This is a genomic window from Pseudomonas sp. Tul2A7 (assembly GCF_054790505.1).
Window position 1 is genome coordinate 5,953,774 of the sequence record NZ_CP186499.1, and the last position, 22,487, is coordinate 5,976,260.

The window sequence follows — 22,487 nt, forward strand, 5'->3', positions numbered from 1 at the left end:
GAGAGGGAGCCTACCGAGTTGTTTAGTCGCTATACGCCGACCTGAGATTCCGAGTCGAACTCAGGCCTTGAACGGCATGAAGATCGGCTCCCTTTCCCCCTCTCCCATTGGGAGAGGGCTGGGGTGAGGGGCTGGATCTAAAATTTCTACACATCTCTCAAGTGAAAAACCATCAACCGCCAGATAACCGGTAAGGCAAAGTGCTTGCACAAAGTTTGGAATACCATAATATGATATTCCATAGACCGGACACTCCAACGAACGTCCGGCTACTGCTCCCGATAGGCGGGCAACAACGCAAGCCCGCTCAAAAACACAACAATGAGGGCGTGAAAATGGTGTTGAACAAAGCTGCAACCGCGATCTTTTTTGCGGGACTGCTCAGCGTCACCGGCCAGGCTGCAATGGCTGCCGAAAGCGTGAACTTCGTCAGTTGGGGCGGAAGCACCCAGGATGCGCAGAAACAGGCCTGGGCCGATCCGTTCAGCAAGGCCAGCGGCATCACCGTCGTGCAGGATGGCCCGACCGACTACGGCAAACTCAAAGCCATGGTCGAGAGCGGCAACGTGCAGTGGGACGTGGTCGATGTCGAAGCCGACTTCGCCCTGCGCGCCGCGGCTGAAGGCCTGCTCGAGCCTCTCGACTTCAAAGTGATTCAGCGCGACAAGATCGACCCGCGATTCGTCAGCGATCACGGCGTCGGCTCGTTCTTCTTCTCCTTCGTCCTCGGCTACAACGAGGGCAAACTCGGCGGCAACAAGCCGCAGGACTGGAGCGCCCTGTTCGACACCAAGACTTACCCCGGCAAACGCGCCCTGTACAAATGGCCAAGCCCCGGCGTGCTCGAACTGGCGCTGCTGGCCGACGGCGTAGCGGCAGACAAGCTCTACCCGCTGGATCTGGACCGCGCCTTCAAGAAACTCGACACCATCAAGAAAGACATCGTCTGGTGGGGCGGCGGCGCGCAGTCGCAGCAACTGCTGGCGTCCGGTGAAGCGAGCATGGGCCAGTTCTGGAACGGGCGTATTCACGCCCTGCAAGAAGACGGCGCACCGGTCGGCGTGAGCTGGAAACAGAACCTGGTCATGGCCGACATTCTGGTGATCCCGAAAGGCTCGAAAAACAAAGAGGCAGCGATGAAGTTCCTCGCCGCCGCCAGCAGCGCCAAAGGCCAGGCCGACTTCTCCAACCTGACCGCCTACGCCCCGGTCAACCTCGACAGTGTGGAGCGTCTGGATTCGACGCTGGCCCCCAACCTGCCGACTGCCTACGCTAAGGATCAGATCACTCTTGATTTCGCGTACTGGGCCAAAAACGGCCAGGCCATCGCGACACGGTGGAACGAATGGCTGGTCAAATGAAAATGGCGGCCACCGCGTCCCGTCCCTCCACTGCCACCGGGAGCGCCAACGGCGCTGCCGGCTCGGCCCACGGAACACAGGCGGTTGCGATGCAGCAAGCCCCGTCCCTCAGACAACGCTGGCGCGGCGCCGGCAACCTCGCCCCGGCGCTGCTGTTCATCGGCCTGTTCTTTCTCGCGCCGTTGATTGGCCTGCTGTTGCGCGGCGTGCTCGAACCGACGCCTGGCCTTGGCAACTATGAACAATTGTTCGCCAACTCGGCCTATGCCCGGGTGCTGCTCAACACCTTTTCGGTGGCCGGGCTGGTAACGCTGTTCAGCCTGCTGCTGGGCTTTCCGCTGGCTTGGGCGATCACCCTGGTGCCGCGCGGCTGGGGACGCTGGATTCTCAACATCGTGCTGCTGTCGATGTGGACCAGCCTGCTCGCCCGCACCTATTCGTGGCTGGTGTTGCTGCAAGCTTCGGGCGTGATCAACAAGGCCTTGATGGCGATGGGCATCATCGATCAGCCGCTGGAGATGGTGCACAACCTCACCGGCGTGGTGATCGGCATGAGCTACATCATGATCCCCTTCATCGTGCTGCCATTGCAGGCGACCATGCAGGCCATCGACCCGATGATCCTGCAGGCCGGCTCGATTTGCGGCGCCAGCCCGTGGACCAACTTCTTCCGGGTGTTCCTGCCGCTGTGCCGGCCGGGTCTGGCCTCCGGTGGCTTGATGGTGTTCGTCATGTCGCTCGGTTACTACGTGACCCCGGCACTGCTCGGCGGGGCGCAGAACATGATGCTGCCGGAGTTCATCATTCAGCAGGTGCAATCGTTCCTCAACTGGGGCCTGGCCAGTGCCGGCGCTGCGTTGCTGATCGCTATCACTTTGGTGCTGTTCTACTTTTACCTGAAGCTTCAGCCGGAATCCCCGGTTGGCGCCAGTAACGCGAGGTAAGCCGACATGCTCCTGACTCCCAATGCGATGAGCCGGCGCATGCGCTTCGGCTTGTATGCAACCACCGGGCTGATCGGTCTGTTCCTGCTGTTGCCGATCGTGTTTATCGTGCTGCTGTCATTCGGTTCGTCGCAGTGGCTGGTGTTCCCGCCGCCGGGCTGGACGCTGAAATGGTACGGCCAGTTCTTCTCCAACCCCGACTGGATGAACGCCGCCGCGGCCAGCCTCAAGGTTGCTGTACTGACCACGATCTGCGCTGTGGCCCTTGGTTTGCCGACTGCGTTTGCGCTGGTGCGCGGGCGCTTTCCCGGCCGGGAAATGCTCTACGGTCTGTTCACCCTGCCGATGATAGTGCCGCTGGTGATCATCGCCGTGGCGGTGTACGCGCTGTTCCTCAAGCTCGGTTACACCGGGACGATGTTCGCCTTCGTCGTCAGCCATGTGATCGTCGCGCTGCCGTTCACCATCATCTCGATCATCAACTCGCTGAAGCTGTTCGATCAGTCGATTGAAGACGCGGCGGTGATCTGCGGTGCCTCACGCCTGCAAGCGGTGTTCAAGGTGACCTTTCCGGCGATTCGTCCGGGCATGGTCGCCGGCGCCCTCTTCGCCTTCCTCGTTTCGTGGGACGAGGTGGTGCTCAGCGTGATGATGGCCAGCCCGACCCTGCAAACCCTTCCCGTGAAAATGTGGACCACCTTGCGCCAGGACCTGACGCCAGTGATCGCCGTCGCTTCGACGCTGCTGATCGGCTTGTCGGTCTTGGTCATGGTCATCGCCGCCGCGCTGCGCCGGCGCAACGAAATCAGCGCCTGAGCGCCAGGAGTACGACATGAGTGCCGTGATCAAAGACGCTTCCCAGCAGAATGACAAACCCCTGGTCAGCCTGCGCAACCTGAACAAGCACTACGGCGATTTTGCTGCCGTCGACAACATCTCGCTGGACATCAAGGACGGTGAATTCCTGACCTTCCTCGGCTCCAGTGGCTCGGGCAAAAGCACCACGCTGTCGATGCTCGCCGGCTTTGAAACGCCAAGCAGCGGCGAGATCCTCGTCAACGGTCAATCGCTGGTGAATGTGCCGCCGCACAAACGCGACATCGGCATGGTGTTCCAGCGCTATTCGCTGTTCCCGCATCTGTCGGTGCGCGACAACATCGCCTTTCCGTTGGCGATTCGCAAACTGGCGGCGGCTGAGCGCGACAAGCGTGTCGATGCGATGTTGAAACTGGTTCAGCTTGAGCAGTTCGCCCATCGCCGCCCTTCGCAACTGTCTGGCGGCCAGCAGCAACGTGTCGCCATCGCCCGGGCGCTGGTTTATGAACCGCGCATTCTGTTGATGGACGAACCGCTCGGTGCGTTGGATAAAAAGCTGCGTGAAGATCTGCAGGATGAATTGCGCCAATTGCATCGTCGTCTGGGCATCACCATTGTTTACGTAACCCACGACCAGGAAGAAGCCATGCGTTTGTCGCAGCGCATCGCGATTTTCAGTCACGGCAAGATTGTGGGATTGGGCAGCGGTTATGACCTTTATCAGAATCCGCCGAATGCGTTTGTGGCGTCGTTTTTGGGGAATTCGAACTTCCTCAAACTCAAGGCTCAGGGTAATGCGGCAGCGAGTTTTGAGGGGCAGTCGTTGTCGATTCGGCTGACGGCGGGGTTGCACACGGATCAGGATGTGCTGCTGATGGTGCGGCCGGAAAAGGCACTGGCGTTGAGCGTGGCGCAGGCGATCAGTGAGCCGTTGCCTTCGGGGTGGAATGAGGTTTCAGCGAAGGTTGTAGAAGTGCTGTTTCTCGGTGAGAGCCAGACGTGCAGTGTGGTCACCTCGGGCGGCACTTCGATGACGGTGAAGGCTTTGTCCGCCGCCGGCATGCCGCTCAAGGCCGGGGACCCAGTGCAAGTGCGCTGGGCTACCGCTGATGCTTGCGTGTATACCGAATGGACCGAGAGCGATCTGAACAAGGCTGCCGGCGCTCACTGATAGCGTGTTGTCTGTGGGATCTACCCCCTCACCCCAGCCCTCTCCCCCAAGGGGGGCGAGGGGGAAAGGGAGCAGATCGGGGGCTTTTCAGGACCTGAGTTCGACTCAGGACTTTCAAGTCGATGTATAACGCCAAAACAACCCGGTCAGTCCCCTCTCCCTCTGGGAGAGGGCTAGGGTGAGGGAACCAGTCGACGCGGTATCAGACAATAGCGCGGTAGCCTTCAATCTCATCTGGCCACGCCGTGAGAATTTCAAACCCGGTGTCCGTCACCGCCACCATATGCTCCCATTGCGCCGACAACGAGCCATCCTTGGTCAGCACCGTCCAGCCATCCGGCATGTTTTTCACATGACGCTTACCGGCATTAAGCATCGGCTCCACAGTAAAAATCATCCCGGCCTTAAGCTTCATCCCCTGATCGGGAAAGCCGTAATGCAGAATCTGCGGCTCATCGTGATAGACCTTGCCGATCCCGTGCCCGCAGTACTCGCGCACTACGCTGAAGCCTTCTTTCTCCGCCAGCGTCTGGATCGCATGGCCGATATCGCCTAGCGTTGCGCCCGGTTTCACCACACGAATACCCGCGCACATCGCCTCGTAAGTGGTCTTGATCAGATGCTGCGCTTCAGGCGTCGCCTCACCGACCACGTACATGCGGCTGGTATCACCGAACCAGCCGTCCTTGATCACCGCGATGTCGAGGTTGACGATGTCGCCATCCTTCAACGGCGTGCCCGACGGAATGCCGTGGCAGACCACATCGTTGACCGAAGCGCAGACGGTTTTCGGAAAGCCGTGATAACCGACGTTGGCCGGCACGGCTTTCTGCACGTTGACGATGTAGTCGTTACACAGTTGATCGAGCTGATCAGTGGTGACGCCGGCCTTAACGTGCGGCACCAGCATCGCCAGTACTTCAGCGGCGAGTTTGCCGGCAGCGCGTGATTGGGCGATGTCGGCCGGGGTGTTGATCTTGATCTGGTTTCTCATGCGCTGACGGCTTCCTGAGTCAGTTGTTGCAGATCCAGCCCGCCGTTCTGTTCGGCGCGGATCAGCAAGCGGCAAATGGCGCTGTGGTCGAGGTTGGGGTGCAGTTCGGCGAGCATGCCGATACGCATCCAGTGCTCGGCCTGCGCGTTGATCGAGCGGCTGAGGGCGTTGCTGGAGATACGCAGGTTCTCGTGCATGTCCTCTGAAATCTTTACGATGCCCATATATGAATCCGATACGATGTGTATATGGATCGTATATTAGCCAAGCCCCCACCAAAATTGCAAACACACAGGCTGATCGTTCCCACGCTCCGCGTAGGAAGGCAGCCCGTGACGCTCCGCGTCACTGGACGCGGAGCGTCCCTAGAGGCATTCCTACGCGGAGCGTCGGAACGATCAACAGCCAAATCGCGGGCAAAAAAAAGCTGCCAAAACTGGCAGCAAAAACTTTAAGAACACGCGATGTATTGGCCTCAGCATAGACGCCGGATAATGACAGTGTCATGACAGCCACACATTCACTGAACCGCCCCTGCCCCGTCATCAGGATGTCATCAAGATCACGGCAGAATCCTCGCAAACCGTCTTGAGCCTCGCGACGGATGCTCTGCAAGGATTCCCATGAAAGACGACGCCTCGCTGTTTGCCGCCATCGACCTGGGCTCGAATGCCTTTCGCCTGATGATCGGCCAGTCGGTGCGCAGTCGAAAGGGCTTGCAGATCCAGGAAGTGAAAACCCTGCGTGAACCGGTGCGCCTTGCCGAAGGTTTTGACGGTGGTGCGCTGGATGCGTTGGCACTGGATCGCGGCTGGCAGGCATTGGCGCGGTTCGGCAAGAAGCTGCGCGGCTTCGAGGCCGGCCGAGTCCGTGCGGTGGCGACCAGTGCGGTGCGTGAGGCGAACAACGCGCAACTGTTTCTGGCCAGTGCCGAGCGGCATCTGGGCTTTCCCATCGACGTCATTTGCGGCCATGAAGAAGCGCGTCTGGTCTATGCCGGCGTGACCCACGCCTTGCCAAGCGCTGAAGACCTGCGCCTGGTGGTCGACATCGGCGGCGGCTCAACCGAGCTGATCCTCGGCCAAGGCTCACAACCGTTACTCACCGAAAGCATCGCCATCGGCAGCGGCACCTTGAGCACGCGCTTCTTTCGCGGCGGTGACGTGTCTGCCGGCGCGCTACAGGAGGCCGAACGCTTCGCCATCCTGCAGTTTGAAAAGGTTGCCCGGCGCTATCGTGCGCAGGGCTGGCAGCAGACCATCGGCTCTTCCGGCACCGCACGCATGCTGGCCAAAGTGCTCAAGGCCAATCGCCTCAACGACTTCGGCCAGGACGGCATCACCTACGGTGGCCTGCTGCGCCTGTCGCTGCTGCTGTTGAAGGTGAACAACGTGCAACAGCTCAAGCTTGCCGGCCTGCAACCACACCGCCAGAGCATTCTACCCGGCGGTCTGGTGTTGATGCTGGCGGCGTTCAAAGTGTTCGGCATTGCGCAAATGCTGCCCTCCGAACCGGGCCTGCGTTTAGGCGTGTTGCACGGTTTGATGAGCCAGCACTGATCCTCGCCACGGCAGATTCGTCTCCCCTTCAGCGGCTCGATCGACTACCATGCCGCCGTCGGTTCCCGAAGGGGACTAATAGGGAATCCGAGGTGCTTGCACAGCATTGATCGGAACTGCCCCCGCAACTGTAGGTGCCGAGCCTGCTCCACGACTGCCACTGGGTGAACCCCGGGAAGGCCGGAGCCAGGCGATGACGCATCAGTCAGGAGACCTGCCGGCACAGTGATTACTAACCGGCGGGGTGTCCGGGAAGGACATCGTGCCGTGTACTTCTTCTTTTGATGACCGGCCTTGCGCAGTTTCCCTGACCGCGTTCGATGGTGTGTTTCCGATCCGTACCCGCCTCGCTCCCCGTACGGTTCCCTTGGAGACTGCCCCATGCTGCTGCCCCGCATCGCCACCCTCATCACCGGCCTGACCCTTGGCGCCATGGCGCAGGCGGCACCGACGTTCTATCCGCTGACGATCGAAAACTGCGGCAGCACCCTGACCTTCCAGCACGCACCGACGCGCACCGTGACCATCGGCCAGGCCGGCACGGAAATGCTCTACGCCATGGGCCTGAGCGATAAAGTCGTCGGCACGTCACTGTGGTTCAACAATGTGCTGACGAAGTACAAAGCGCAGGACGACAAGATCCAGCGCCTGGCCGACAACGAGCCAAGTTTCGAATCGGTGATCGGCAAGCGCCCGGAACTGGTCGCCGTGGAGCTGGAATGGATGGTCGGCCCGCAAGGCGCGGTCGGCACCCGTGAGCAGTTTCATGAGCTGAAGATCCCGACCTACCTGCTGCCCTCCGATTGCGAGGCCAAGGACAACCTCGTCGGCGCCGATGGCACGCGGCTGGCACCGTTTCGCATCGATTCTATTTACAAGAGCGTGAGCCAACTGGCGCAGATCTTCGATGTTCAGGAGCGTGGTCAGCAACTCAATGATCAACTCAAGGCCAGCCTCGCCAAGTCGGTTGCCACCGCCCAAGGTAAACAACTGAAGGACGCCAGCGCGCTGGTGTGGTTCTCCAGCGCCGAAATGGATATCGAGCCATTCGTGGCCGGGCACAAAGGCATTCCCGATTTCATGCTCGACACCCTCGGCGTGCGCAACGTCGTGCAGTCCGATGAAGAGTGGCCAACAGTCGGTTGGGAAACCATCGCCAAAGCCAATCCGACCTTCCTCGTCATCGCGCGTATGGATCGCCGACGCTTCCCCGCTGACGACTATGAAAAGAAACTCGCCTTTCTGCGCAGCGACCCGGTGACACGCAACATGGACGCGGTGAAACACAACCGCATCATCATTCTTGACGCCATGGCCATGCAGGCGAGCCTGCGCATGTTCGACGGCATCGAGCAACTGGCCACAGCCATCAACGGCTATGACCTGTCGCAATGAGTGCCAGCCTGATCCGTACGTTGCTGGCCCTGGCGACACTGTTGATTGCAGTGATTGCCGGCGTGGCCATTGGTGAAACCTCGATTGAACCGGGCGTGGTGGTGCAAGTGCTGGCCAACAAGCTGTGGGGCGCCGGGCATGTGCTCGACCCTATCGATGAAGGCATCGTCTGGAACTATCGCCTGACCCGCGCACTGGTCGCGGCGGCGTGCGGTGCCGGGTTGGCCACGTGCGGAGTGATTTTGCAGTCGCTGCTGCGTAACCCTTTGGCCGATCCGTATCTGCTGGGGATTTCTGCCGGGGCTTCGACCGGTGCGGTGATGGTGGCGTTGCTCGGTGTTGGCGCCGGGCTCATCTCGCTGTCAGTCGGAGCTTTCGCCGGCGCAGTCACGGCGTTCGTGCTGGTGATTGTACTGGCGCGGGTCAGCGGTTCGGCCAGCGGCACCGGGCAGATCATTCTTGCGGGGATCGCCGGTTCGCAGTTATTCAATGCGCTGACGGCGTTTCTGATTACCCGTTCGGCCAGCTCCGAGCAGGCACGCGGGATCATGTTCTGGCTGTTGGGCAATCTCGGTGGCGTGCGCTGGCCGTCGGTGTGGCTGGCGGTGCCGGTGGCCGTGTTGGGGTTGGTCGTGTGCCTGTGGCATCGGCGGGCGTTGGATGCGTTTACCTTTGGCGCGGATTCGGCGGCATCCCTCGGCATTCCGGTGCGACGTGTGCAGATTCTATTGATTGGCTGCGCGGCGCTGGTGACGGCGGTGATGGTGTCGATTGTCGGTTCGATCGGTTTTGTCGGCCTGGTGATTCCCCACGCTGCGCGCCTGTTGCTTGGCACCGGGCATGCACGACTGCTGCCGGCCAGTGCGTTGGGCGGCGCGGTGTTTTTGATTGCTGCTGACGTGCTGTCGCGCACGCTGATCAAGGGTCAGGTGATTCCGGTCGGGGTGATTACCGCGCTGGTCGGTGCGCCGGTGTTTGCCTTGATTCTGGTTGGCCGCAGGTCCGCACGATGAACAGTGTTCTGAGTTGTTCCAGGTTGACGTTCAAGGTGCGCGGCGCCGAGTTGCTCAATGGTGTCAGCCTTGAGGTTCAGCGCGGCGAGACACTGGGCATCGTCGGGCCGAATGGCTCGGGTAAATCCACCCTGTTGAAGTTGCTGGCCGGGCTGCGTGAACCGAGCGCTGGCGAGGTCCTGCTTGAAGGTCAGCGCTTGAGCAAAATGGCCCGGCGCAGCATTGCGCAAAAACTCGCGGTCGTTGAACAACAGGCCGACACCGATGACGGCATTCGCGTGTTCGACGCTGTGGCGCTGGGGCGCACACCTTGGCTGTCGGCGCTGCAACCGTGGTCGGCAGCGGACGACGCCATTGTCCAGCAGGCGCTCACCGACGTTGATGCGATGCACCTGCGTACACGCCTGTGGCGCAGCCTGTCGGGTGGTGAGCAACAGCGGGTTCACATCGCTCGGGCCTTGGCGCAGCGACCGCAGATTCTGTTGCTCGACGAGCCGGCCAACCACCTCGATATTCAGCATCAACTGACCATTCTCAATGTGGTGCAGGCGCTGACGGTAACCACGCTGATCGCGCTGCATGATCTTAATCAGGCGTTGAAATGCGATCGTCTGGCGGTGCTGGAGCGCGGGCGATTGGTGGCGTTGGGCGCGCCGCTGGAGGTGCTGACACCGCAGCGGTTACAGGACACTTTCGGGGTCAGGGCGCATTACCTGACGGACCCGTTTGATGGGGCGCAGATTCTTCGATTTCACTCATGACGTTGTGCATGTGTGTTGTCTGCCATACCGGGTCAGCGTCGACATCGATGATCTCGAAACCCTGCCGCTGCCAGAACTCGATGGCCCCCGGCAGAAACGGATGGGTGTGCAGGTAGATCACCTCTACTCCGTCGGCGAGTGCCAGGTCTTTGAGTGATCGATAAATCGCACCGGCCAACCCGGAACGCCGCTGCGATGGCAGGACAAACAGACGGACGATTTCCACCACTTTAAGGTTCGGATAGGGCAAGTTCGGGAAGCGCCCGTCGTAAGGGAGATAGCCGATGGAGGCAACAATCTGCCCTTCGTGGCGAGCAATCAGAAAGCGCCCTGCCCCACGCAAATAAACCTCGGTGAACCGCGCCAGATCATCAGGCATACCGGTCGCGCTGAGCTTGGGGAAAAGCTCGGCACGGGCCTTTAAGACAAAATCGAGAACTTCAGGAATGTCTGCGTCAGACACTGCCTGGATAACGGGTTGATCACTCATGTAGCGGCAAACACCTGGGATGCGGCTGGACACATTAACAATTGCGGGTCACTCGAGGCCATCCAAAATCGCCTGACTTACGCAAAACCCTGTGGGAGCGAGCCTGCTCGCGAAGGCGGCAGATCATCCAACATTGATGTTGACTGACAAGACGCTTTCGCGAGCAGGCTCGCTCCCACAGGTTTTGTGTTTCATGCAGCCAGAGCGTTACGCCAATTCTTTGCGCAGCTGCCGTGCGGCGGTGACCATATGCACCAGCGCCGCTTCGGTCTCCGGCCAGCCACGGGTTTTCAAGCCGCAGTCCGGGTTGACCCACAGCCGCTCGGCCGGAATCCGCTTGGCCGCCTTGCGCAGCAGATTCGCCATTTCCGAAGCATCCGGGATGCGTGGCGAGTGGATGTCGTAGACGCCCGGGCCAATTTCGTTCGGATAGGCGAAGGCTTCGAAGGCATCCAGCAGCTCCATGTCCGAACGCGAGGTTTCGATGGTGATCACGTCGGCATCCATCGCCGCGATGGACTCGATCACATCATTGAACTCGCTGTAGCACATGTGCGTGTGGATCTGCGTTTCGTCGCTCACACCCGAGGCGCACAAGCGGAATACTTCCGTCGCCCAGTCCAGATAATGCTGCCACTGCGCCTGGCGCAACGGCAGACCTTCACGGAACGCGGCTTCGTCGATCTGCACGATCTTGATGCCAGCGGCTTCCAGATCCACCACTTCGTCGCGAATCGCCAGCGCCAGTTGCCGCGCCTGCACTTCACGGCTCACGTCCTCACGGGGGAACGACCACATCAGCATGGTCACCGGGCCGGTCAGCATGCCTTTCATGACCTTATCGGTCAGCCCTTGGGCGTAGCGAATCCACTCGACGGTCATGGCTTTCGGACGGCTGAGGTCGCCGAAGATCACCGCCGGTTTCACGCAGCGCGAACCGTAGCTTTGCACCCAGCCAAAACGGCTGAACACGTAGCCATCGAGTTGCTCGGCGAAGTACTCGACCATGTCGTTGCGCTCAGCTTCACCGTGCACCAGCACATCGAGGCCCAGACGCTCCTGGATTTCCACCGCGTGGCGGATTTCGCTGTGCATGGCTTCGGTGTACTCGGCTTCGGTCAGCTTGCCTTGTTTGAACGACTGGCGAGCGAGACGGATCGACGCGGTTTGCGGAAACGAACCGATTGTCGTGGTCGGGAACAGCGGCAGATCGAGTCCGGCGCGTTGCTTGGCAATACGCTGGGCGAACAGCGATTGACGCTGGCTGTCCTTGGCCGTAATCGCGGCGACACGGGCCTGAACGGCCGGTTTGTGAATGCGCGGCGACGCCGCGCGGGCAGCCTGCACCGAACGGCTTTCGGTCAGCGCGCGCAGCACTTTCGGCGCTTCAGGTTCATTGACCGCTTGCGCCAGCACCGCGACTTCTTTGCACTTCTGCACAGCGAAAGCCAGCCAGCTTTTCAACTCGGCATCCAGTTTGTCTTCACGAGCCAGATCCACCGGGCTGTGCAGCAACGAGCAGGACGGCGCGACCCACAGGCGCTCACCCAGACGCTCATGGGCATGCTGCAACGTCGCCAGCGCGTTTTCCAGATCGCAGCGCCAGACGTTACGCCCATTGACCACGCCCAGGGACAACACTTTGTAGGCCGGCAGACGATCGAGAATGGTCGGGTACTGTTCCGGTGCGCGCACCAGATCGATGTGCAAACCGTCGACCGGCAGGTTCGCCGCCAGACCGAGGTTTTCTTCCAGGCCACCGAAGTAAGTAGCCAACAGTTTCTTCAACGGATCACGCTGGATCTGGTTATAGGCACGCTCGAAAGCGTTCTTCCATTCCTGCGGCAGGTCGAGCACCAGAATCGGTTCGTCGATCTGCACCCACTCGACGCCTTGAGCAGCGAGACGCGCGAAGATCTGGCCGTACAGCGGCAGCAAACGATCAAGCAATTCCAGCTTGTCGAACTCGGCACCTTTGGCCTTGCCCAGCCACAGATACGTCAGCGGGCCGATGATCACCGGTTTGACGTTATGGCCCAGTGCGCGCGCTTCTTCGACTTCTTCGAACAACTGCTCCCAACCCAGCTGGAACTGTTGATCCGCACTGAATTCCGGGACGAGGTAGTGGTAGTTGGTGTCGAACCACTTGGTCATCTCTTGGGCGTGCGCACCGCCGCAACAACTGTCGCTGACGCCACGGGCCATGGCGAACAGGGTCTGCAGAGTGGCTTTGCCGTCGTGTGGACGGAAGCGTTCCGGGATCACACCGAACATCAGCGAGTGGGTCAGAACCTGGTCGTACCAGGCGAAATCGCCGACCGGCAGCAGTTCGATGCCGGCGTTTTTCTGCAAGTCCCAATGGGCCTTGCGCAGCTCGCGACCGACGTCACGCAGGCCTGCCTCGTTCAGTTCTCCTTTCCAGAACGCCTCTTGCGCTTTCTTCAGTTCGCGGTCGCGACCGATGCGCGGAAATCCAAGGGAATGGGCCAGTGCCATAACAAACAACTCCAATGTCCTGTTGATGGCGGCCATTGTCGGCATCGATCACTAATGAGACAAACTCAATTTAATCTTGATCAACACAAGTTTCCCTCATGATCAAATGATCACAGCCTGTCACCTGTAAACACTTCAGAGCTGAGAGCGCGCGAGAAGGCTGAGCGGTTTTCGCGGCAGCAAATTTCTCGGTAATTCAAGCTGTTCGTCGCCATGTAGACGCCCTTTGAAAACTCGATGACGCCTCCGTATAAACGCACCCGAAAGCACCCCAACAGGTCTGTGATTTCGATCTATCGTTAGATCGAAATGGCTGTATTTGCGACCGACTAAAGGTTGCGACAGCCGATGTCTGAGCCTATGTTGCACGCGAGTCTTTTCCCCGCGATTGGAACGCGATCAACACCATTAAGAGGTGAAGAAATGTCAAAGGAATCACGCCCTGCCGTACTTGGGCTGATAGGCAACACTCCGCTGGTGCAAGTCACCCGCTTCGACACTGGGCCTTGCACGCTGTTTCTCAAACTCGAATCGCAGAACCCCGGTGGTTCGATCAAGGACCGCATCGGTCTGGCGATGATCGATGCGGCTGAACGTGATGGTCGCCTGCAACCCGGTGGCACCATCGTCGAAGCCACCGCCGGTAACACCGGTCTGGGCCTGGCATTGGTTGGCCGCGCCAAAGGCTATCGCGTGGTGCTGGTGGTGCCGGACAAAATGTCCACCGAGAAAGTCCTGCACTTGAAGGCCATGGGTGCCGAAGTGCACATCACCCGCTCCGATGTCGGCAAGGGCCATCCCGAGTATTACCAGGACGTCGCCGCCCGTTTGGCGAAGGACATTCCCGGCGCATTCTTCGCCGATCAATTCAACAACCCGGCCAACCCGCTGGCCCATGAATGCAGCACCGCGCCGGAAATCTGGGCGCAGACCGAACATGACCTGGACGCCATCGTCGTCGGTGTCGGCTCGGCCGGTACGCTGACGGGCCTGAGCCGCTTCTTCAAACGCGTGCAACCGGATCTGGAAATGGTTTTGGCCGATCCGGTCGGCTCGGTGATGGCGCAATACAGCCGCGACGGTACGATGCCGACGCCCGGTTCATGGGCGGTGGAAGGCATCGGTGAGGACTTTATTCCATCGATCACCGACCTCTCCAGCGTGCGTCACGCCTACTCGATCAGCGATGAAGAAAGCTTCGATCACGCCCGCCAGTTGCTCAAAGCCGAGGGTATTCTCGGCGGCTCGTCGACCGGCACCCTGCTCGCCGCGGCGCTGCGTTATTGCCGTGAACAGACCGAGCCGAAACGCGTGGTGAGTTTTGTCTGCGACACCGGTACGCGCTATCTGTCGAAGGTCTACAACGACCAGTGGATGACCGATCAAGGCCTGTTGCAGCGCAAGGGTTACGGTGACCTGCGTGATCTGATCGCCCGGCGCTTCGAGGATGGCCGCGTGATCAGTGTCGGCCCCGGCGACACCCTGCTGACTGCGTTCCAGCGCATGCGCCTGGCGGATGTTTCGCAGTTGCCGGTGCTGGTGGAAGGCAAGCAACTGGTCGGCGTGATCGACGAATCCGACATCCTGCTGCCGGTGCACGAAGACGCCGCGCGCTTCAGCCAATCGGTGTCCAGCGTGATGACCGACAAGCTGCAAACCCTTGCCCCCGGTGCCAGCCTTTCCGAGCTGGAAGCGGTGCTCAGCCGTGGTCTCGTCGCCATCATTGCCGATGCATCGGGTTTCCATGGCCTGATCACCCGCACCGACATGCTCAACCAATTACGGAGATCCCTTGCATGAGTCAGCACGACGATAAATCCCAAGGCTTCGCGACCCGGGTGATCCACGCCGGGCAGACGCCTGACCCGACCACCGGCGCGCTGATGCCGCCGATTTACGCCAACTCCACGTACCTGCAAGACAGCCCCGGTGTGCACAAGGGTTTCGACTACGGGCGCTCGCACAACCCGACGCGTTTTGCCTTGGAACGCTGCGTGGCGGATCTTGAGGGTGGCACCCGTGCATTTGCGTTCGCTTCCGGGCTGGCGGCGATTTCCACAGTGCTGGAATTGCTCGATGCCGGCTCGCACATTGTCTCTGGCAACGACTTGTACGGCGGCACTTTCCGCTTGTTCGACAAGGTGCGTCAGCGCAGTGCCGGGCACCGCTTCAGCTTCGTTGATCTGGCCGATCTGTCGGCGTTCGAAGCGTCGTTGCAGGACGACACGCGCATGGTCATGGTCGAGACGCCGACCAATCCACTGCTGAGCCTGTCGGATCTGGCCGCCATCGCCCGTATCTGCCGGGCTCGCGGGATCATCTGCGTGGCCGACAACACCTTCGCCAGCCCGTACATCCAGCGTCCGCTGGAGTTGGGTTTCGACATCGTGTTGCACTCGACCACCAAATATCTCAACGGTCACTCCGACGTGATCGGCGGTATTGCCGTGGTCGGCCAAAACGAAGCACTGGCCGAGAAACTGGGCTTCCTGCAGAACGCGGTCGGCGCGATTGCCGGGCCGTTCGATGCGTTTCTGACCCTGCGCGGGGTGAAGACTTTGGCGCTGCGCATGGAACGTCATTGCAGCAATGCACTGGATCTGGCGCAGTGGCTCGAACAGCAGCCGCAGGTCAAACGCGTCTACTACCCGGGGCTGGCCTCGCATCCGCAGCATGAATTGGCCAAGCGCCAGATGCGCGGTTTCGGCGGGATGATTTCCGTGGACCTGAACAGTGATCTGGACGGTGCGCGGCGTTTTCTTGAAAACGTGAAGATCTTCGCATTGGCGGAAAGTCTCGGCGGCGTGGAAAGCCTGATCGAGCACCCGGCGATCATGACCCACGCGACGATTCCGCCTGATACCCGAGCGAAACTGGGCATCGGCGATGGTCTAGTGCGGCTGTCGGTGGGCGTTGAAGACGTCGAAGACCTGCGCGCTGACCTGGCGCAGGCGCTGCAAGCGATCTGACCTTGCAGGAACGACAAAGCCCGCACGAAGCGGGCTTTGGTGTTCGAGTAGGCGGCCAGTGCTGGTCTCTGGCTTACAAGGTTTATCGGGCTTCCCACAGTACCGGGCCAAATTGAAAGGGTACGGCCTCGACTGCTTCACACGGCATAAGGGCTGGATCTCAGCGCGGAGATCTTTCTAACCGTGTACCTTTCGGAGCGCGCCCCACGCCCCCTTGCTATCCGATTGCGCATCAGTCTGCGTCTTCGCCTACATCTTTGAGCCTAGCAAAGGCTCGTCAGCATGACTCAGTGTTTTTAGACTGATTCGAGCTTTGCCCGAATCGGGCAGGAAGAGAAGCGCCTAACGGCCGTCGATCCCCCACTGCACTAGCACATTTGTGCTAATCGACCGCCCTGCCAGCTGGCGTTATATTCCCCAGCAACCCCCGATGTTCCTCAACGTTGCCTGCTCGCAGCGTGCGGGATCGTTGTGCCTGGAAATCAGAACAACACCAAGGAAGAACCACCATGAAACTCCATACAAACCTCTGCAAGATCGCCGTGGTCGGCGCCATGCTACTCGGCGTTGCCGGCTGCCAGACCGCCAAACCCACTGAAGCGAGCATGAAAGAACGCGCGCAAACGGTGATCGGTAAACCGGTGTCGAAAATCGACAACATCCGCAGCGACAGCACCCTCACCTACTACACCGCCTACACCCCGGCCGGCGAATACAACTGCGAGTTGCCCAGTGGCGCAATCATCGCCGTGGCTAGCATGGGCATCATGACGCCGCCGCTGTCATGCCTGCCGAAAGGCGCCTCGCCGATTCCTATGCAATAACTTCCCCGCCCGGTAAAGGATACCGTTTGCCCATGAAAACCCTGATCGCAACACTCACCCTTAGCGCCCTGTTCCTGACTGGCTGCGCCACGCCGAAACAATGGGAAGCCACTGGCGGCAGCAAAAACGATGGCGTCGTCCAGGTCTCCTATGAACTGGGCCAGTTCGAAAGCGGCCAGACCAGCGCCGAACAAGGCCTGACCGTCGCCGCCCAACGCTGCAAGACCTGGGGCTACAAAAACGCCGAGGTCACCGGCTCCGAGAAAAACATCTGCCGCACCATGGGCCAGTACAACTGCCTGCAGACCACCATCACCCAGGATTACCTGTGCAAGCGCTAGACGCTTGACGCTGTAGGAGCTGTCGAGTGCAACGAGGCTGCGATCTTTTGATCCTGATCCTGAAAATCAAGATCAAAAGATCGCAGCGTGCCGCAGTTCCTACAGTGGTTGGGTTCGCGGTTGGTGATCGCGCAAGGCTCGCAAAGTTGCGCGCAGTTCGGCCGGACGCACCGGTTTGGACAGAATGGCAATCTGGCGGTCATGTAGCGCGGCCTGGATTTTTTCGACGTCGTGTCCGGTGATGATCATTGCCGGCACTGCCCAGCCCCGTTGTTTACGCACATCGTCGATGCATTCGATGCCAGTGGCGTGGGTGCCGAGGTCATAATCGGCGACGATGATGTCGCAGTCGGTCATCAAATCCCGCCCGCTCAGTTCAGCTTGAACCACACAGCCCCAACGCTCCAATAGCGCCGAAGTCGCGAGCAATACGTTGCGATCATCCTCCACCAGACACACCTTCAACCCGGTCAGTAAACCGACCTGACGTGCTTCATCCCGATTGACCGTTACCTGCGGCGACGCGGTGATCGGCAAGCCGTACAAAGTCACCGCTGTTCCCCGCCCGAGCCGCGAGCGCAGAGTAACGCCCACACCAATCAACTCCCCCAGGCGCTTGACGATCGACAGCCCCAACCCCACGCCTTCGACGTCTTTGTCACGCACTTGCCGCACCCGATAAAACTCTTCGAACACCTTGGCCAGATGCTCTTCGGCAATTCCGTTGCCTTGGTCATAAATCACAATGGCCAGCCCTGCCCCGCGCCGACGCACGCCGATCAAAACCGGCCGATGCGCACCGTATTTGAAGCAGTTGGAAAGCACGTTCTGCACCATGGTCGCCAGCAACGCCGGATCGCTGCACACCCAGTATTCGCAGGGGCGAAACCGCAGCTCCACGCCGGCCCAACGTGCCGCCTCGGCGTTCTGACGAATCAGATCCGCGAGCCATTCACCTAAATTGAAAGTTTGCAGTTTGGGCAGAACCCGGCCGTTGTCGAGGGTGTACAGATCGAGAATCGAGCGGAACAACTGCGAGACGTTGAGCAACGAACGGTCGATGTTGTCGACCAGACGTCGCTCCTCATCGCCCAATCGCGATTCACGCAGGCACGCAGTAAACAGACCAATCGAATGGATCGGCTGGCGCAGATCATGACTGGCCTGGGCGAGAAACCGCGACTTTTCCAGATTCGCCGCCACCGCTTCTTGGGAGGCCTTGCGCGTACGCTCCAGCAACAAATGCGCGTAAAACGGGATCACCGTGCTGGTAATCATCAGCATCAACACCATGAACGGCTGAGCCTGCCACACCGGTGTCAGCCGATAGACACACAGCAACGACAGCAACGCCAGCGCCGTGGCGATCGCCAGATAGCGCGAGCCATAGCGCATACCGTTGCCGAGGTTGACCCAGATAATCACCGCGTACAGCGGCAATGCCGCCTCACCACCGACCACCAGGCCAAAGCAGGTGCCGGTGTAATCGTGGATCATGGCGAAGATCCGCCGCGCCGGGTAATGCCCGGGCCAGCGCACAATCGCTTGGCGCAGCACTATCGAGGCCAGTAAAAACAGGCAGATATACGTGACCACCGGCAAATACGTATCGAAGCGCTGCCCCGGCAAAAAACCGAGGACGAGTATGTAAACCACGGCAATAGCGGCGATGATAATGCGCAGATTGGCCTGGTCGAGTTCGGTGTTTTTCTCGAACTTCACGGGAAACATCCTTGTGCGGCAATCGTCAGATTCAGAAGCAGCCTACAGGCAACCCTTGCTCTCGGTGCTAATGTGCAGACCTTGAGCAACGCCTGACCCAGGGAGGGTCATGCCATGACATGCCGAATTATCATAGCCGACGATCACCCACTGTTTCGCGAAGCGATGCTGCGCACGGTTGAGCGTTTGCTGCCTGACGCCGTCCTTGAGGAAGCCGGTGACCTCGACGCCGTACTGGCCCTTTTGCCTTTGGGTGACGAGCCGGACACGCTGATTCTCGATCTCAGATTCCCCGGCCTGACCTGCGTCAGCCAGCTCGCCGAGCTGCGTCGCCGCTTGCCGCGCACGACATTGATCGTGGTGTCGATGGTCGATGACCCAGCATTGATCAATGAAGTGATGGCCGCCGGTATCGACGGCTTTATCGGCAAAAACATCGCCCCCGATGAAATCGGTCAGGCGATTCTGGCGATTCGCGAAGGTGAAGTGCTGGTGAAGTTCGCGCCGTCGGGCCTGCTGCCTCTGGAAACCGGCGCTGACCTCACACCTCGTCAGCAGGACGTGCTGCGCTTGATCGCCCAAGGCAAGACCAACAAGGAAATTGCCCGCGAACTGGATATATCCCCGTTCACGGTGCGTATTCATGTGTCATCGCTGTTGCGCACGCTCAACGTACCCTCTCGGGCGGCTGCCGCCGTGAAATACACGGGGACTCTGTAAGAGCTGCCGGTGGGCCGTGTTATGGATCGACTTGCGCCATCAGCTCCGGCACCGATTCCGGCCGTTTCGCATAGCGCTGAGCGAGCACCGCGCAGACCATCAATTGAATCTGATGGAACAGCATCAGCGGCAGAATCAACACGCCAATCGTGCTGCCGGCAAACAACACCTGCGCCATCGGCACGCCGGTGGCCAGGCTCTTTTTCGAGCCGCAGAACAGGATGGTGATGCGGTCTTCCTGACTGAAGCCGAAGGCCTTGCCGAGCAGCGTCGATGCCAGCAGCACCAGCGCCAGCAGGATGCAGCAGACCACCACCAGCCCGAGCAATTCGAACAGCGGAATCTGATGCCAGATACCTTCGTTGACCGCCTCGCTGAACGCGCCGTAAACCACCAACAGAATCGACCCTTGATCAACGAACTTCAGCCAGTTCTTGTTGCGCCCGACCCACGCGCCGATCCAGCGCCGGGCGATCTGCCCGGCAATGAATGGCAGCAGCAATTGCACGCTGATTTTCAGGATCGCATCCAGCGTCGAACCGCCATCACCGTGGACGTCGAGCAGCAACGTGACCAACAGCGGCGTGAGGAAAATCCCGAACAGGCTCGATGCCGCCGCGCTGCAGATCGCCGCCGGAATATTGCCCCGCGCCAGCGAGGTGAATGCGATCGCCGACTGCACCGTGGCCGGCAAGGCGCACAGATAAAGCATGCCCATGTACAGCTTGTCGCCGATCAGCGGTGACAGCAGTGGTTTGAGCGCCAGGCCCAGTAACGGGAAAAGGACAAACGTCAGGCCGAACACCAGCAGATGCAGGCGCCAGTGGCCGGCACCGGCAATGATCGATTCGCGGGACAGCTTGGCGCCATGCAGGAAAAACAGCAGGGCGATGGCGATGTTGGTCAGCCAGCCGAAGCCGACGGCGACCTGGCCGCTGGCTGGTAGAAAACTGGCCAGCAGCACGACGCCGATCAGCGTCAGGGTGAAGTTGTCGGGCAAAAAGCGTGGGCGAGTCATGGTCGGTTCATCCGGGGGTTGCCAGTGCGTGCCGACGACTCTAACGTGACTGCCAATTACCGACTAACGCCGAAGGGCCACAAGATGCCGCCTAAAGGACATGACAAGAGCGTCCGTCGCAGCATTCCCGGGCTGCCCAGCCTGCCGCGCCCACTCTACGGACGCACCGAATCGCTGCCCAATCGCGCCCTGACCCGACGCCACAGCCACCCTTGGGTGCAGTTGTCCTACGCGATTCAAGGTGTGCTGGAAATCCAGACCAGCGCCGGCCGCTTTGTCGCCCCGCCGGAGCGCGCCGTGTGGATCCCGGCCGGTGTGCCGCATCGGGTATTCAGCTCGCCGCACACGGAAATGCGCAGCCTCTACATTGATTGCAGCGTCGCCGAGTGGGCGCTCGAGCGCTGTCATGTGCTCGGCGTCAGCGATCTGCTCAGAGAGCTGATCCGCGCCTTCAGTCAGGTCCCGGTGGAATACGACCAGAGCGGCCCGCATGGACGCCTCGCCCAAGTGATCCTCGATCAACTGGCCGAAGCGCCGCAGATCGACCTGATGTTGCCGTTGCCGCAAGACGCCCGCTTGAAGCAGATCTACCAGAGCCTTGAACAACACCCGGAACAGCAGACCACACTGAGCCACTGGAGTGAGAAGTTCGGCGTCACCGAAAAAACCCTCACGCGTCTGTTTCTGCGCGACACCGGCCTGACCTTCCGTGCTTGGCGTCAGCGCTTGCGTTTGCTCGGCGCGCTGACACCGCTGGAGAAAGGCGAACGCGTCACCGACGTCGCGCTGGCCTGCGGTTACGACTCGACCTCGGCGTTTATCGCGGCGTTTCGTCAGCAGTTCGGGGAAACGCCCGGTGAGTTTTTTCGCTGATCAGCGATCCGCCAGTTCTTCCAGCAAGTCCGCTGACGGCACGAAATACAGGCTGCCAGTCACGGCCGTGCTGAAATCCAGCAACTTGTCATAGTTGCCCGGTGGTTTGCCGACAAACATGTTTTCCAGCATTTGCTCCATCGGCTCCGGCGAGCGCGCGTAGCCGATGAAGAAGGTGCCGAACTCCCCTGCTCCCGGTCGGCCGAACGGCATGTTGTCACGCAGGATCTTCACTTCCTCGCCGTCAGCGTTGGTGATGGTGGTCAGCGCGCTGTGCGAGTTGCTCGGTTTGACCGCGTCATCCAGTTCGATGTCGGAGAGTTTCGTGCGACCGATCACGCGCTCCTGAGCTTCAACGCTCAAACCGTTCCACGCTGTCATGTTGTGCAGGTACTTCTGCACCAGCACGTAACTGCCGCCGCTGAAGTCGGGGTCTTCGTCACCGACGATGGTGAAGTTGACAGCCTTGCGCCCGACCGGGTTTTCCGTGCCGTCGACAAAACCGATGATGCTGCGCATGTCGAAATAGCGGAAACCCTGAACCTCGTCGACCACGGTCACCGCATCGCCGAGGGCCGCCATGATTTGTGTGGCCAGCTCAAAACACAGGTCCATTTGATCGGCGCGAATGTGCAGCAAAAGGTCACCCGGGGTTGCCGGAGCGTGACGCCCTTCCCCGCCAAACTCGCGAAAACCGTGCAGCGACGCCGGGCGCGGATGGCCAAACAGGCGATCCCAAGCGTTCGAGGAAAAACCGCAGATACAGGTCAGATTGCCTGTCGGGACGCGCTTGCCAACCGAGCGCACCAACCCGGCGACATCGCCGCACCAGTCTTTCACGGTTTGCGCGGCTTCAGTCCCCGCATTCAGCGTTGCGACGATGAAAATCGCGCTGCTGGTGATCGGACTGCATACCGCTTGAGGTTCGAGAATGTCGGTATTCATCGCTGAAAACATTGCTCCGTAAAAAGTGCCCGAGCTGTCAACGAGGGCGGATAGTTCGTTTTTATCGAACTGTTG

Annotated in this window: 21 protein-coding genes and 1 riboswitch; of the genes, 14 read left to right on the forward strand and 7 right to left on the reverse strand. The window is 60.3% G+C overall.

Translation table 11 applies throughout. From position 1 onward, the window contains the following. The first annotated feature begins 335 nt into the window (after positions 1-335). From ACOYXJ_RS26460 to ACOYXJ_RS26475, 4 genes are read left to right on the forward strand one after another with little or no spacing between them, the layout of a single operon-like run. Complete coding sequence (locus ACOYXJ_RS26460; RefSeq protein WP_460372456.1) at positions 336-1,361, forward strand: ABC transporter substrate-binding protein; 1,026 nt, start codon at positions 336-338, stop codon at positions 1,359-1,361. Further along, positions 1,358-2,305: an ABC transporter permease gene (locus ACOYXJ_RS26465; protein ID WP_038368077.1), complete on the forward strand. Its 948-nt coding sequence runs from the start codon at positions 1,358-1,360 to the stop codon at positions 2,303-2,305. Before ACOYXJ_RS26460 ends, ACOYXJ_RS26465 begins: the two co-directional genes overlap by 4 nt. A 6-nt stretch (positions 2,306-2,311) precedes the next feature. Next, positions 2,312-3,121, forward strand: coding sequence for an ABC transporter permease (locus tag ACOYXJ_RS26470; protein ID WP_007918021.1), 810 nt, complete (start codon positions 2,312-2,314; stop codon positions 3,119-3,121). A gap of 16 nt (positions 3,122-3,137) precedes the next feature. Continuing rightward, complete coding sequence (locus ACOYXJ_RS26475) at positions 3,138-4,292, forward strand: ABC transporter ATP-binding protein (protein ID WP_095050091.1); 1,155 nt, start codon at positions 3,138-3,140, stop codon at positions 4,290-4,292. A 202-nt stretch (positions 4,293-4,494) separates the two neighbouring features. On the opposite strand, the gene map is transcribed toward ACOYXJ_RS26475, so the two are convergent. Both map and ACOYXJ_RS26485 read right to left on the reverse strand, forming a co-directional pair. Continuing rightward, positions 4,495-5,286, reverse strand: coding sequence for a type I methionyl aminopeptidase (gene map, locus ACOYXJ_RS26480; protein WP_460372458.1), 792 nt, complete (start codon positions 5,284-5,286; stop codon positions 4,495-4,497). Next, a complete protein-coding gene (locus ACOYXJ_RS26485; protein WP_007918027.1) occupies positions 5,283-5,510 on the reverse strand; it encodes a ParD-like family protein in 228 nt (75 codons plus the stop codon). Before ACOYXJ_RS26485 ends, map begins: the two co-directional genes overlap by 4 nt. A 399-nt stretch (positions 5,511-5,909) precedes the next feature. Between ACOYXJ_RS26485 and ACOYXJ_RS26490 the strand changes: the two genes are divergently transcribed. The 4 genes from ACOYXJ_RS26490 to ACOYXJ_RS26505 all read left to right on the forward strand — a co-directional run bounded on the left by ACOYXJ_RS26490 (position 5,910) and on the right by ACOYXJ_RS26505 (position 10,014). Continuing rightward, entirely contained in the window at positions 5,910-6,845 is a 936-nt protein-coding gene (locus tag ACOYXJ_RS26490; RefSeq protein WP_460372460.1) for a Ppx/GppA phosphatase family protein, read from the forward strand. A 42-nt stretch (positions 6,846-6,887) separates the two neighbouring features. Continuing rightward, positions 6,888-7,081: riboswitch (cobalamin riboswitch) on the forward strand. A 145-nt stretch (positions 7,082-7,226) separates the two neighbouring features. Beyond that, on the forward strand, positions 7,227-8,240 hold the full coding sequence (locus ACOYXJ_RS26495) for an ABC transporter substrate-binding protein (protein ID WP_460372462.1): 1,014 nt from the start codon (positions 7,227-7,229) through the stop codon (positions 8,238-8,240). Between the two features lie 8 nt (positions 8,241-8,248). Continuing rightward, the gene (locus tag ACOYXJ_RS26500) at positions 8,249-9,253 is read left to right on the forward strand and encodes a FecCD family ABC transporter permease (RefSeq protein ID WP_191622713.1); all 1,005 of its coding nucleotides are present in this window, start codon (positions 8,249-8,251) and stop codon (positions 9,251-9,253) included. After that, the gene (locus tag ACOYXJ_RS26505; RefSeq protein WP_460372464.1) at positions 9,250-10,014 is read left to right on the forward strand and encodes an ABC transporter ATP-binding protein; all 765 of its coding nucleotides are present in this window, start codon (positions 9,250-9,252) and stop codon (positions 10,012-10,014) included. Before ACOYXJ_RS26500 ends, ACOYXJ_RS26505 begins: the two co-directional genes overlap by 4 nt. Here the strand turns inward: ACOYXJ_RS26505 and ACOYXJ_RS26510 are convergent. Continuing rightward, complete coding sequence (locus ACOYXJ_RS26510) at positions 9,953-10,504, reverse strand: GNAT family N-acetyltransferase (RefSeq protein WP_460373051.1); 552 nt, start codon at positions 10,502-10,504, stop codon at positions 9,953-9,955. The genes ACOYXJ_RS26505 and ACOYXJ_RS26510 overlap by 62 nt on opposite strands. A gap of 207 nt (positions 10,505-10,711) precedes the next feature. Beyond that, on the reverse strand, positions 10,712-13,000 hold the full coding sequence (gene metE / locus ACOYXJ_RS26515; protein WP_460372466.1) for a 5-methyltetrahydropteroyltriglutamate--homocysteine S-methyltransferase: 2,289 nt from the start codon (positions 12,998-13,000) through the stop codon (positions 10,712-10,714). Positions 13,001-13,423: 423 nt separating this feature from the next. Between metE and ACOYXJ_RS26520 the strand changes: the two genes are divergently transcribed. The 4 genes from ACOYXJ_RS26520 (at position 13,424) to yecR (ending at position 17,134) form a co-directional block, all read left to right on the forward strand. Continuing rightward, complete coding sequence (locus tag ACOYXJ_RS26520) at positions 13,424-14,800, forward strand: pyridoxal-phosphate dependent enzyme (protein WP_122600142.1); 1,377 nt, start codon at positions 13,424-13,426, stop codon at positions 14,798-14,800. Continuing rightward, positions 14,797-15,969: a cystathionine gamma-synthase gene (locus ACOYXJ_RS26525; protein WP_460372468.1), complete on the forward strand. Its 1,173-nt coding sequence runs from the start codon at positions 14,797-14,799 to the stop codon at positions 15,967-15,969. Before ACOYXJ_RS26520 ends, ACOYXJ_RS26525 begins: the two co-directional genes overlap by 4 nt. A gap of 509 nt (positions 15,970-16,478) precedes the next feature. Continuing rightward, the gene (locus ACOYXJ_RS26530) at positions 16,479-16,793 is read left to right on the forward strand and encodes a hypothetical protein (protein ID WP_150795466.1); all 315 of its coding nucleotides are present in this window, start codon (positions 16,479-16,481) and stop codon (positions 16,791-16,793) included. A 32-nt stretch (positions 16,794-16,825) separates the two neighbouring features. Then, positions 16,826-17,134 carry a YecR family lipoprotein gene (gene yecR, locus ACOYXJ_RS26535; RefSeq protein ID WP_007918065.1) on the forward strand — a complete coding sequence of 103 codons (309 nt, stop codon included), beginning with the start codon at positions 16,826-16,828 and terminating at the stop codon, positions 17,132-17,134. Between the two features lie 99 nt (positions 17,135-17,233). Here yecR and ACOYXJ_RS26540 read toward each other — a convergent pair whose 3' ends face one another. After that, positions 17,234-18,856 carry an ATP-binding response regulator gene (locus ACOYXJ_RS26540; protein WP_460372470.1) on the reverse strand — a complete coding sequence of 541 codons (1,623 nt, stop codon included), beginning with the start codon at positions 18,854-18,856 and terminating at the stop codon, positions 17,234-17,236. 114 nt (positions 18,857-18,970) lie between these two features. Between ACOYXJ_RS26540 and ACOYXJ_RS26545 the strand changes: the two genes are divergently transcribed. After that, the gene (locus ACOYXJ_RS26545; RefSeq protein ID WP_150795468.1) at positions 18,971-19,576 is read left to right on the forward strand and encodes a response regulator transcription factor; all 606 of its coding nucleotides are present in this window, start codon (positions 18,971-18,973) and stop codon (positions 19,574-19,576) included. 19 nt (positions 19,577-19,595) lie between these two features. On the opposite strand, the gene ACOYXJ_RS26550 is transcribed toward ACOYXJ_RS26545, so the two are convergent. After that, positions 19,596-20,594, reverse strand: a complete 999-nt coding sequence (locus ACOYXJ_RS26550) for a bile acid:sodium symporter family protein (RefSeq protein ID WP_150693596.1) — start codon at positions 20,592-20,594, stop codon at positions 19,596-19,598. 84 nt (positions 20,595-20,678) lie between these two features. Here ACOYXJ_RS26550 and ACOYXJ_RS26555 point away from each other — a divergent pair, with 84 nt between their 5' ends. Then, positions 20,679-21,467, forward strand: coding sequence for an AraC family transcriptional regulator (locus ACOYXJ_RS26555; protein WP_064119905.1), 789 nt, complete (start codon positions 20,679-20,681; stop codon positions 21,465-21,467). On the opposite strand, the gene ACOYXJ_RS26560 is transcribed toward ACOYXJ_RS26555, so the two are convergent. After that, a complete protein-coding gene (locus ACOYXJ_RS26560) occupies positions 21,468-22,412 on the reverse strand; it encodes a Dyp-type peroxidase (protein WP_460372472.1) in 945 nt (314 codons plus the stop codon). Between the last annotated feature and the right edge of the window lie 75 nt (positions 22,413-22,487).